The organism is Alkanindiges hydrocarboniclasticus, from assembly GCF_001982605.1.
GTDB classification, from domain to species: Bacteria; Pseudomonadota; Gammaproteobacteria; order Pseudomonadales; family Moraxellaceae; genus Alkanindiges; species Alkanindiges hydrocarboniclasticus.
This window is the reverse complement of sequence record NZ_MLCN01000027.1, coordinates 1-12,291: the sequence shown is the minus strand read 5'-3', so window position 1 is coordinate 12,291 and position 12,291 is coordinate 1. Positions and strand designations below refer to the sequence as shown.

General features: G+C 49.5%; 9 protein-coding genes. 5 read left to right on the top strand and 4 right to left on the bottom strand.

Annotated features, from left to right (window positions below; all coding sequences use genetic code 11):
- The first annotated feature begins 135 nt into the window (after window positions 1-135).
- Entirely contained in the window at window positions 136-1,473 is a 1,338-nt protein-coding gene (hemA, locus tag BKE30_RS10260; protein WP_076878505.1) for a glutamyl-tRNA reductase, read from the top strand.
- Between the two features lie 240 nt (window positions 1,474-1,713).
- Here the strand turns inward: hemA and BKE30_RS10255 are convergent, their stop codons facing one another.
- From BKE30_RS10255 to BKE30_RS10245, 3 genes are all read right to left on the bottom strand, one after another.
- On the bottom strand, window positions 1,714-3,621 hold the full coding sequence (locus BKE30_RS10255; protein ID WP_076878504.1) for an esterase-like activity of phytase family protein: 1,908 nt from the start codon (window positions 3,619-3,621) through the stop codon (window positions 1,714-1,716).
- 155 nt (window positions 3,622-3,776) lie between these two features.
- Window positions 3,777-5,750, bottom strand: a complete 1,974-nt coding sequence (locus BKE30_RS10250; RefSeq protein ID WP_076878548.1) for a DNA primase — start codon at window positions 5,748-5,750, stop codon at window positions 3,777-3,779.
- A gap of 183 nt (window positions 5,751-5,933) precedes the next feature.
- Window positions 5,934-7,001: an outer membrane protein assembly factor BamD gene (locus tag BKE30_RS10245; protein ID WP_076878503.1), complete on the bottom strand. Its 1,068-nt coding sequence runs from the start codon at window positions 6,999-7,001 to the stop codon at window positions 5,934-5,936.
- Between the two features lie 73 nt (window positions 7,002-7,074).
- Here BKE30_RS10245 and rluD point away from each other — a divergent pair, with 73 nt between their 5' ends.
- The 4 genes from rluD to BKE30_RS10225 all read left to right on the top strand — a co-directional run bounded on the left by rluD (window position 7,075) and on the right by BKE30_RS10225 (window position 11,120).
- Window positions 7,075-8,163 carry a 23S rRNA pseudouridine(1911/1915/1917) synthase RluD gene (rluD, locus tag BKE30_RS10240; RefSeq protein ID WP_076878502.1) on the top strand — a complete coding sequence of 363 codons (1,089 nt, stop codon included), beginning with the start codon at window positions 7,075-7,077 and terminating at the stop codon, window positions 8,161-8,163.
- A complete protein-coding gene (pgeF, locus tag BKE30_RS10235; protein ID WP_076878547.1) occupies window positions 8,156-8,920 on the top strand; it encodes a peptidoglycan editing factor PgeF in 765 nt (254 codons plus the stop codon). The genes rluD and pgeF overlap by 8 nt, the downstream gene beginning before the upstream one ends.
- A gap of 278 nt (window positions 8,921-9,198) precedes the next feature.
- Window positions 9,199-9,741 carry a flavodoxin family protein gene (locus BKE30_RS10230; protein WP_076878546.1) on the top strand — a complete coding sequence of 181 codons (543 nt, stop codon included), beginning with the start codon at window positions 9,199-9,201 and terminating at the stop codon, window positions 9,739-9,741.
- A 173-nt stretch (window positions 9,742-9,914) separates the two neighbouring features.
- Window positions 9,915-11,120, top strand: a complete 1,206-nt coding sequence (locus BKE30_RS10225; RefSeq protein ID WP_076878501.1) for a multidrug effflux MFS transporter — start codon at window positions 9,915-9,917, stop codon at window positions 11,118-11,120.
- Window positions 11,121-11,131: 11 nt separating this feature from the next.
- Here the strand turns inward: BKE30_RS10225 and BKE30_RS10220 are convergent, their stop codons facing one another.
- A complete protein-coding gene (locus tag BKE30_RS10220) occupies window positions 11,132-12,055 on the bottom strand; it encodes an NAD(P)/FAD-dependent oxidoreductase (protein ID WP_076878500.1) in 924 nt (307 codons plus the stop codon).
- Window positions 12,056-12,291 lie beyond the last annotated feature (236 nt).

Below are 12,291 nucleotides of genomic sequence, written 5' to 3'. Positions count from 1 at the left end.
ATTGCCGGCTAGCGCGAACACAAGCATGGGGAGTAGAAAATAAGGGCAAAGTGAATCCTGTTTTTGCGAATTGTTTGAGTTTGTGGAGTAGATAACGCACAATAGCACATATTTTTTTGCAGCAATCCACGCAATATGGGTTTCTTTGCGTTAGGCGTTAACCACACTACGGCATCAGTTGACTTGCGTGAGAAAGTCGCGTTTTCGCCTGAGCGTCTGGCCACAGCACTACATGAAGCCTGTGCAGTTTGTCATCTCAATGATCTGGTGATTTTATCCACCTGCAACCGTACCGAGATTTATGCGATGACCCAGCAGCCCGATCTGCTGCTGGACTGGCTAGCCCAGTTTAATGGCTTGCAGCGTACTGATCTGTTGCAGCATGTTTATCAATTTGATAATGAATCTGCCATTACCCACCTGATCCGGGTGGCCAGTGGGCTGGATTCGATGGTACTGGGCGAACCACAGATTTTTGGTCAGGTGAAACATGCGCTTCAACTTGCCAGACAGGCCGGCACAGTGGGTAACCCGTTAAGCCGTCTGTTTGAGCATGCATTTTATGCGGCCAAAAAAGTACGTTCGGAAACTGCAGTCGGTGAGCAGGCCATTTCGATGGGCTATGCGGTGGTACAACTGGCGCAGCAGGTTTTTAGCAGTTTAAACCAGACGACCGCACTGATTGTGGCGGCTGGTGAAATGAACACGCTGGTGGCGCGTCATCTGGTGGAGCAGGATGTTGGGCGTATCCTGATTTGCAACCGCAGTGTTGAGCGCGCAGTACAACTGGCTGATGAGCTTATGGCACGCGTGCCGGTAGAGATAATTCCATTTGACCAGTTGGCGGATGCCTTGCCGCGTGCCGATATCGTGTCTAGCTGTACCGGTAGCCTGCACCAGATTATTCAGGCCAGTGATGTCAAGCAAGCCCTAAAAAAACGCCGCTTTAAGCCAATGCTGATGGTTGACCTTGCCGTACCGCGTGATATTGATCAGGCAGTATCGCGGCTAAACGATGTGTATTTGTATGATGTGGATCATCTGCAAACCGTCATTGAAGGCAATCTGGCACAGCGGCGGCAGGCAGCGCTGGAAGCTGAGGTGATGGTGAGCCAGCTGTCAGCCCAGTTTATTCGCCAGCAACGCAGCGAGCAGGCCACGCCGCATATTGTGGCGTATCGTCGTCACATTGAGCAGCTGAAAAGCAGTGAGCTGGATAAGGCAAAACAGCTTTTGTTACAGGGGCAGGATGCCGGGCATGTGCTGGAACGACTGGCCAATGCCTTAACTGCAAAACTGGCCCATGCGCCATCCCAGCTGGTACGGCAAGCCGCCATGCATGAAAATCCTGAGATACTGGAATGGAGCATGACAGCACTGGGAATAGAAACCCCCATCCCTCGTGAAGAAGCCACTGAGGACAACCTGCGGGCAGCCGACGGACAGCCCGGTAATGAACTGCTAAAGCCCTAATTGCACCCGTATCATAAGCATTAAAAAGGCGGCTATGAATTCATAGTCGCCTTTTTGCGATCCGTAGACAATAGAGTTATTTCAAAAGCGGTTCGACATGCTCACCAACCCTAGTTCGACCCTGTTCCTGAGCTTGCCGAAGGGCAACCACCGTAGCCTGCGGTCATTGAGCACTAGACCAAGCTCACGTTGGACTTGTCGAAAGCAAGGTGATAACTTATGAATAAAGTCTAATAACTATTATTTTACAGGTTGGGTTAGCTTGATGTACCACAACTGGCTATGGCGTTCTTCTGGCTTATTGGCAACAAGTTTATAGCTATAGCCCGTATTGCCATCTTCATCCGTTAGCTGACCTTGAGCATTCACGGTCAGCTCAGTAGCATCCACGCTATTGCCTGCCTTGTCACGGGCATCCACGCGCAAACCAAAGTCATTGTCGTTGCTAATGGCCAGGGCCGTGGCGTCAATCAGGGTTAGTCCTTCCGCTTTTTCCATCAGCCAGCCGTAATCCTTCAAGTCCAGCAGGTAGGTTTTGCTGGCAGTCCTGACGCCTGAAGCCAGTAATTTGGCTGGATCTTTGATTTTTTCCAGTTCATCTTCGCCGGATTTCATGTTGCTGATATCCGTAGCGTTCTTGATATCAAACACATACAGCTTGTTATGAATTTTATTGTCTGCAAAAGTGCCTTGTTCAATAGTCATAAACCGGCCATTGCCCAGTGCCAGCAGATCACCCAGTTTGGCTTTACCTGCCTTGCCATCCTGCCAGTCAGCAGGCGTAATCGGGTAAGCATAGGTTTTGCTGGTGCGGGTTTGCGGATCAAATTCCACCAGACGGGTAAACAGGGCACTGTTTTTGCTAATGTCCAGCGTGCTTTGCACTATGGCATATAGCTTGCCGCTGTCATAGGCCAAGCCTTCACAGCCACGATTGGGCTGGCGCTTGGCAATTAAGGCAGGCAAGCCCGTACCGGGGCCAAATTTTTCAACAATTTTACCGCTGGCCAGTTCAATTTTGGCTACAAACGGGCCGTATTCATCGCAAATCCAGCCATGTTTATTGTCGGCATCCAGTGTAATGGCTTCGGTGTCCAGGCCATTGATATCCGTGCCTAGATTGGTTTTCAGGTCTTCGCTGAGCGCTGCTTCATTACTGGACCCAATACTGCCAGCAGGCAAGGGTAGACCGGTAATTTTCTTGCCGTTTAAGCTGAGTTCCAGTTGGCTGGCCAGTTTGACGCCATTTTGGTCAACGCTGAGCTTAACCAGAGTCGGTGCAAATTGCGGGGCTGGGAAAACTTTAGTGGCTGTACTATCTGCCAGTAGGGGCGAGTCGGCATTTGGCCCACGATCGGTAATGGCATAAAACGTGGAAACACCATTTTGTGTGCCTATAAAGCTTAAGCCAGACCCCACCGCCAGCGGAAAACCTTTGGGGAAATATTGCTTGAGACTGGCATCAGCACCGTGATAAGGCACATAAACATCGGGAATAATATGGCGCTCGACACGGCTCACCAATCCACTGCCTATGTTTTTATCATAGTGTAAAGTAACTTTACCCATGGCCTTGGCTTCACTGAGCAGCAGATTATCCTTGGCTAGGGCAGCATCGACCACACTGCTGGCAATATTCAGTTTGACAAACAAACTACCAAGCTGCTGGGCAAACTGATCCGGTGCTATATTAAAATCCAGTGTATCGGTATTTTTAAACTGGGCCAGCATGGTACTGTCCAGTTGAATGCCATTGCTGCTGTCAGCATCCTGATCCAGCGTTTGCAGCAACACTGCGCGGTTAATACTACTATTGCTCACGTTCCCTTGTTCGGTAGTCCCGTTATTCAGAGATTTCAGCAGTAACTTGTCAGAGGTGGGTTGGGCCGTGCCCAGTGTGATGTCGCCCAGCTTAAAAGTGACGGTTTCACCGGCTTGATAATTAAACTTGCCGTCAGTACCAGTGACGCCCTGTTGCGAGCCGCTGTTATAGCGTAGGCCACTAATAGTGCTATCAATAAAATAGGCGGTTTGTACTTGGGCCGCTGGGGCAGTATGGTCAACATTGTGGTGATCGTTATTATCGTTACAGGCAGATAGAGCCAGCGCACTCATGGCAATGATGAGCGGTTTATAGTTGATTTGCATGAACCAGTTCCAGTGTAAAGACCGGCTTAAGCTATAGCGAACTGATGACAGGCGGGTGACAAAATAATGTCAGGATAAAGACATTAAAGGAAAGTAAGCTTTTGGCTTTAATAAAATTTTAAAATAAAACTGTTCAGCTTTAACTGTAGAAATAGTTAAACAATATCTTCGCGGAAAGATAGTTGCTTACTAACTTCTAATAGCTGGTTTTTCAAATCCTGCTGCGCTTGAACTGAGGTCGCAATATTCATTTTTCTACTTAAATACATTTTTTTTAATTGCAAAACTATTTCCTGACATAAGCCATCCAGCCGTTCAGGCTGCTGCACATACACCCCCATGTCCACCGCGTCCAGCAGATGACACAGCTTGTTGCGTTCCTGTTCATTGGGCCATGCACCCAGCAGGAAATACAGGCATTGTTCCGGGTCATCCGGCAGCTCTTCTTCTGCCTGTTGCATCAAGTAGAGTGCGCGGCCAAAGGCATGGTTGGCATCGGCCAGATCAATCAGGTGGGTCATCTGGTTAAACAAAGCCGGGTATTGCAACAGCAACAACAGGGCTTTTTCTTCAAGGCTGGAGCTTTGTTCAAAGGACAATAATTGCTGCTGTGCGGCTGGTTTTTTATTCCAGCCCAGTCCCAGCCGGTCACGCAGTGATTGTTCCAGCAGTCGTTTAAAACTACCTTTAGCCGGCAGTAGTCCGGTTAAGACACGTGCTTCCTGCATCAGCCGGCTTTTGCCTTCGGGCGTTTTAATGTCAATTTGCTGGGCCAGACTTTCAAACAAAAAATCTGACAGCGGGGGTGCCTGTTCAATCCGGCGCCGGATACCGCCTAAGCCTTCCAGCCGGATGAGCGAGTCAGGGTCATGTTGTTCAGGCAGTACCAGAAAACGCAATTCACGCCCATCAGTGAGCGCAGGCAATGCCAGCTCAAGGGTACGCCATGCTGCACGTTGCCCAGCCGTATCACCATCAAAGGCCAGTGTAATCTTGTTGCTTTGCTTAAACAGGGTATTGAGGTGTTCTACATTCGTAGCTGTGCCCAAGGAGGCCACTGCGCCAGCCATGCCTGCCTGTTGCAGTGCAATTACATCCATATAGCCTTCAACCATCAGCCATTGACCCGCGCGCGCCTTGCGGCCTTCATACAGGCCATACAGGATTTCACCTTTATGGAAAATTATTGATTCGGGCGAGTTGATATATTTTGGCTTGATGTCATCACTCATGGCGCGACCACCAAAACCCACCACACGACCCTTGGCATCCCGAATGGGGAAAATCACCCGGTCACGCAGCAGATCATAGGCACGGCCCTTTTCACTATCACGGATCAGGCCTACGGTTTTTAAGCCTTCAACATCGCGTGAAAAGTGCTGTTCCAGGTGTTGCCAGTCGCTTGGCGCATAACCCAGTCGCCAGAATTCGCAGGCTTTATCGTCCAGTCCGCGACTGTTTAAATAGGCTTGCGCTGCGCTATTTTTCGCCAGTTGCTGCTGGTAAAACTGGGCCACCTGTTCCAGCAGGTCGTACAGGTTGCCTTCTTGGGAGGCTGCACCTGCCATTTCATTTTCTGGTTCACCCTGACTGCCGTTGTCATGCCAGATGTCATCCAGCATGAGGTGATCAGAGGCTGTAAAGCCGTCGGTTGAGTCATTATCTGTAGGAATGTCAAAAGGGTCACTGCCTTGGGCAGGCTGAGTATTGAGTTTGATGCGGGTTGGCGAACTGGTATTGTTCGCTGGCTGGTTGGCTTTAGCTGTTGATTTTTTAACAGTGGGCTTGGGCGCGTCACTGCGTTTATAGCTAAATTTGTTAGTGTCATCCTGCGAGTTTTTTGGCAGCTCAATGCCGGCTTGTTGCGCCAGATCCTTGATCACATCAATAAAGTTGCGGTTTTCGTATTCCATCAAAAAACCAATGGCATTGCCGTGCGCATGGCAGCCAAAGCAATGATAAAAGCCTTTATTACGGTCTACATTAAATGACGGGGATTTTTCCTGATGAAACGGGCAACAGGCAGTGTAGGTTTTACCGGCTTTTTTGAGTTTGATCCGGCTGCCAATCAGCTCTACCAGATCAATGCGATCCAGTATCTGGTCGATGGTGTGTTGTGGAATTGCCATATTACCCTCATGCTGCAACACGCGGATCAAGCCATTACAGTCGGGCCACTATAGCATAGTCAGGCTGCTGCTGTTGAGGCAAAAAATAGCCGGAACAGGAGTCCGGCTATTTTTTCATTCAGTTTGCAGTTTGGCTATACAAGTTCAGGCACTGGTTTTAATGTTCAGCAAGCCTGTTACAGCTTAAGGGTTGCGCTCGTCCTGTGGTGAGGTTTCCTCAGGCAGGCCCAGACCAATGCTGGGCACTGGCGGTTGCTGTACGGCATTGTCCAGATCCGGTTGCGGCACATCAGGTTTGATCTGCTCGGAAGTCAGTTCATTGCTGGTGGCCGGGGTTGCCGCAGGAGGCACCACAACGGCTGCATTGGCGCGATCCTGTGGTACAAACGACTGTGCTTGACGGCCGAAAATACCCAAGGTCGCACGATTCACCCACGAAGCCTTGCCACGTGCTGCATTCAGGTCAACACCATTACCTTTGATCAGCGTAGGGTAATTCAGGCGAATGATTTCAAGATACTGGTTGGCTGTTTGCTGGTCGCCCAGTTTCTGGTAACCATGCACCATGGTGGCCAGTGCTTCAGGAATTTGCGGGGTTTGCGGATAATATTCCAGCACCCAGCGCGCACGTTGTACCGCAGCCAGCCATGCCTGACGTTTCAGGTTATAGCGGGCTACATTCATTTCACTTTCGGCCAGTTCCTGATTGACATATTGCATGCGCTGGGCAGCATCTACCGCATAGCGGCTGCTGGGAAAGCGCTGTACAAATTCACGCAGGCTGCTATAAGCCAGACGCAGATAGCTGACATCACGGTGCGCCTGATTCAGGTTGGTGTAGCGCAGCAGGCCGTCATAATGCTGCTCCATGTTGGCAACACCGCGAATATAATAGGCATAATCCAGTTGGGCATTGCTGGGATACAAGCGGATAAAGCGGTCGGCCAGCGTTACAACGCCGGGATAATCGCCTTGCTTGAAACGGGAATACATCAGGTCCAGCTGGGCCTGTTCGGTATATTCACCGGTTGGATAATAAGTATCCAGTGCTTCCAGTGATTTGTTGGCTTCGGTGTACTGGCCGCGTTTCAGGCTCTTTTGTGCTGACTCATAATAGGCTTGCTCACTGCGCTGTGGGCCTGCATCCTTAAGATCATTTTTCTTCTTTGGAAAGCTGCTACAACCCGCCATTCCTCCTGCAATTGCCACTGAAAATGACAACATCAACACACTAAAACGGGGCAGCGACATAAATACTCCTCTGGACTTAACGGGCAATACGCTACAATGGGGCTATTTAACCATTTTTGATGACAGATACCAAATGGCCCATACACAAAATCTACAGCAAACACCAGATTCAAGCATAAATGAGCCGCTTGAGGATGACAATGCGTTATTTGCTGATCTGCAAGAAGACCTGTTTGATGTAGATCTGACGCCAAATCAAGCAGCTACAGCCACCAAAATTTCGCAACAGGCCGTGGTGCCGGACGATATGATTGGCTTGCGCTTTGATCAGGTAGCGGCCAGTCTTTTTGCTGAGTTTTCGCGTGAACGGCTTAAAGGCTGGTTGCAGGATGGCCAGCTCACCATCAATGGTCAAACGGTAAAACCCAAGATCCGCTGTCTGGGCGGCGAGGTGCTGAATCTGGATGTGACCCTGCAAGACCAGAACACCACCGAGCCTGAACCAATGACACTGGACATTGTGTATGAGGACGATGACATTCTGGTGGTCAACAAGCCAGTTGGACTGGTGGTGCATCCGGGCGCGGGCAACTGGTCGGGGACACTGGTCAATGGCCTGCTGTACCATGAGGCCAAGCTTAAAGAGTTGCCACGCGCTGGTCTGGTACACCGTATTGACAAGGACACCAGTGGCTTACTGGTGGTGGCCAAAAATCTGGCTGCCCAGCACCACTTAAGCAAGCAGTTAGCCGATAAGTCGGTATATCGTATTTATGATGCCATGGTGGTGGGCCATGTGATTGCCGGTGGCACGGTTGACCAGCCAATCAAGCGCCATCCGGTAGAACGTACCCGCATGAGTGTGCAGCCGGGCGGGCGTGCTTCGGTAACCCATTATCGTGTGCTGGAGCGCTTTGGCTCGCATACGCTGGTACAGGCGCAACTGGAAACTGGCCGCACGCATCAGATTCGGGTGCATTTGTCTCATATTGGCTTTCCACTGGTGGGTGATCCCCTTTATGGCACCCGTCGGCGCTTGCCACAAGGGGCCAGCCCGAATCTGGTGAAGACCCTGCAAAACTTCAAGCGGCAGGCCTTACATGCGCGCAAGCTGGGCTTGGTGCACCCGCGCACTGGCAAAAATATGCAGTTTGAAGCGCCATGGCCGGATGATTTTAGCCAACTGGTTAAAGCCCTGCGTGATGAGGGTGCTGATGACTAGGTTGCCTTTATCGGCAGGACTGATTGCAGCAACCGGTTTGCCGGCTGGTGTGCTGGCCGGACAAACCAGCAGACAAGCTCTTAATCCCTTATTGCATAGTGCTGCGCCTTATGATGGCTTTAATCTGGCGCTACATGTAGGGGATGATGCCCAAACAGTTCAGCAGCAACGCATTGAGCTGTTAAAGGCATTACAACCTTATGGCGCCAAACGACTGGTCTGGCTGGAACAAACCCATAGCACCCACGTATATGAAGTGACTGAACAAGCCATGCCGTTTTCAGCAGTTAATGCAGATGCCATCATTACCCGGCAAACTGGGGTGGCCTGCATGATCATGACGGCTGACTGCCTGCCGATTGTCCTGAGCAATGCAGACGGTACCGAGGTGGGCTGTATCCATGCGGGCTGGCGTGGTTTGCTGCATGGCATTATTGAAAATACGATTAATGCCATGCAGTCACCGGCTGTGTTTGCCTGGTTTGGTGCTGCCATTGGGCCATGCAGCTTTGAGGTGGGCGCAGAGGTTTTTGAAGCGTTTACCCAGCACCATCCTGAAGCTGCTAGTGCTTTTACCAGCCATGGGACAGGCAAGTATCTGGCTGATATTTATCAACTGGCCAGCCAGCGCCTGCAACAGTTAGGGGTTCAGCACATCAGTGGTGGTGCGGCGTGCAGCTATCAGCAGGCCGACAGGTTTTATTCTTATCGGCATACGGCAAAAACTGGCCGCATGGCAACGTTTGTTATGCTGTAAAGCGTTTACTTTATTTTAAAGCCAGCTTTTTAGGTTAGCGTAATTATGGCCCAACAATAAAAGTGCTTGATCTTTAACGTTAAGCTTAGGCCTATTCCGATAGCACAAAATGTTTTTAAACAGATGCTTTTATAGGGCTTTAATATTGGTTTTTTGCATCGGCTTTTGTGCTAAAACCCTCAAACTGCTATGCTATTGCGCCTGAACTGCATTTCTTTGCAGGCCGCTTTTAGGATGCTGAATTGACCGACGCAATTGTTTCCGATACTACACATCACTTGTCTGCTGCCTGTAAACAGGTCTGTATTGTTTACCATAGTCCGTATGGACACACCGAGCGGGTGGCGCGTGCCATTGCCGAAGGTGCGCGACAGGTTGCCAATACACAGGTACATGTCATGTCGGTAGAGCACGTGGACTGGCATGCGCTGGATCATGCGGATGTCATTGTATTTGGTTCCCCCACCTATATGGGCAGTGTAACCAGTGGCTTTAAGCTGTTTATGGATGCCACTTCCAAGCGCTGGAAAAATCGCTTATGGGTTGGCAAGCTGGCCGCAGGGTTTGCCAATTCCGGCGGCTTAAGCGGTGACAAGCTGGCGGTATTGCAGCAAATTTGCCTGTTTGCCATGCAGCATGGCATGCTGTGGAGCGGTATTCCCCTGATGCCAACCGGGCATACCGAAAATGATTTAAACCGGCTGTCCGGCTTTTTGGGCCTGATGACCCAGTCCGACAATGCCCCAGTAGAACAAACACCCCCAAAAGGCGATATTGAAACCGCCAAGTGGTTTGGCAAGTATCTGGCTGGGCTGGTTTAAGTGTTTAGGGCTGTTATAAAAAGTTTCAGTCGCTGTAAAAAATCAGATCGTGGAATAGGGCAGGTGTAACCCTCAAACAGTCACCACACAATAATACAATGTCGCGAAGATAAAGCACCAAACATAAAGCAGGCTGGAGTAGTCCAGTGTCTTTGATATCCACGAGAATAAATATGTCCAAGATTCATTCCAGAGAGTTTGCCTTGCTTATGGCATTACTGATGTCGGTAGTGTCGTTTTCCATTGATGCGATTTTGCCAGCGCTGGGTCAGATTGGCCGGGTGTTTGCTGTAGATAACCCTAACCTTGTGCAATGGGTCATTACCTGTATTTTTGCAGGCATGACACTGGGCCAGTTGATTGCCGGGCCACTGTCGGATGCCATTGGCCGCAAGCGCATTTTGTTTTCTGGCATTGCCATTTATTTTGTGGGTAGCCTGCTGTGTTATCTGACCCTTAGTTTTGAGCTATTCCTACTGGGCCGTTTTATTCAGGGTGTAGGTGTAGCCGGGCCATATGTGGCTACTATTTCTGTGGTGCGCGACAAATACAGCGGCAACCAGATGGCAAAAGTAATGTCACTGATTATGATGGTATTTATGGTGGCACCTGCCATTGCCCCTGCTATTGGGCAAGTGATTATTCATTTTTCAGGCTGGCGTGAAATTTTCCTGCTTTATATTGCCTATGCGCTGGTGGTGGGAATCTGGATTGCCTTGCGTCTGGAAGAAACCCTGCTGCCAGAGCAACGCCTGCCCATGCAGATTAAGGCTTTTCAAAGTGGCTTTCGCGAAGTGGTCAGCAACCGCACCACCATGAGCTATTTGCTGTGTACCGGCCTGTGTTTTGGCGGTTTTATTGGTTATCTGGGTACTTCGCAGCAAATTTTTATGCAGCAGTTTGGTCAGTCTGGGCAAACCTTTAGTCTGTGTTTTGCGCTGCTGGCTGCCTTAATGGGTGTGGCTTCCTTTGTAAATTCAAGGCTGGTAGCCAAAATTGGCATGCGGCCCATTTGCATGTACGGCATGCTGTGTATTGCTGTGCTGTCCTTTGGCTTCTTACTGGTGCAGTACAGTGGCATTAAAATTACCTTCTGGATGTTTTTGCTGTATGCCAGTCTTTTATTTTCCGTATTTGGCTGCCTGTTTGGCAATTTAAATGCCATTGCCATGGAACCCATGGGTCATGTGGCGGGCATGGCCTCTGCCATTATTGGTGCATCAGCGTCCATGCTGTCTTTAATTCTTGCCAGCGTTATTGGCCAGTTATATGACAATACACTGGTGCCCATGACCTGGGGTTTTGCCATTTTGTGTGGTGCTTCGTTTTTGATTATGCTGAGTGAAAAACGCTGGCTTCTGCGTTTGCAAGCCAGTTAGGCCGGGCTGGGTTAGTCAAATATATCCTTGAAGATCAGCGACTGATGCGCGCCAATGCCTGCACTGGCACCATCTCCCACCGCCCATGAAATACTGGCGGTAGTCCGTGCTGCATCACCGCAGGCAAATACGCCTTTTACCGTGGTTTGCTTGGATTCATCGGTAATGATAAATGGCCCAATGGCACTTTCACCAATTTCACAACCGAGTTGCTGGGCCAACGGACTGGCCAACTGGGTTTTGGGTAATAAAAATCCGCCCTTAAACCGATGGATTTGCTGATCTGTGGTGCGAATTGCCAGCCGGTTGTGTTCTACATAAATTTGCTCAATCAGTTCATCATTAATGCTGACACCACGCGCCTGCAAATGTTTGAGTTCACTTGGGTCAGGATGAACGACCTTGTTGGAAAACAGGGTGACCTTGCCCCAGTCGGGCAGCATTAAGGCTTTGCCAATGGACTCATGGCCGGTGCCAATCACGGCGATGTCTTCTTCATTAAGCTCATAGCCGTCACAGTAAGGGCAATGAAATAAATACTTGCCCCACAGCTCATCAATACCTGCAATATCCGGCAGCTTATCAATAATACCGATAGCCAAGACTAGCCGTTGGGCCTGATAGGATTTGTCTTCATTGGTGGCAATAATAAAGCCGTCATCCTGCTTTTCAGCTTTTAGGGCAATCACATTATCCAGCCAGACAAGGTTAGGGTATTTTAATAGCTGCTGTCTGGCATTATTGATAAAGTCATCGGGTGAGCTGCCATCCTGCCCCAAAAAACCATAGGAACGGCGCACCATGCGATTACGGTTAAGACCTGCATCAATAATCAGCACCTTACGGCGTGCACGTGCCAGTTGCAGGGCAGCCGTCATTCCGGCAAAGCTGCCCCCCACCACAATTACGTCATAACATTGCGCATCAGGAATCATTTGTGTTTCTTACTGACTAAAGACAAGTCTATGTTTTAACCAAAATTCCTGTAAATAGCGGTACGTGTTTTGTCGATGCTTGGTCAAATCAGATGAAAAAATAATTTTATAAATATTAAAAATTATAAATCTAAGATTTTCGAATATTGCTCATCAATTTCATCTAATGTGAGGTAATGGTTGTAAGTATAAGGTGGAGTAATTTCATATTGTACAATTACAATAGGGTTAGGTAC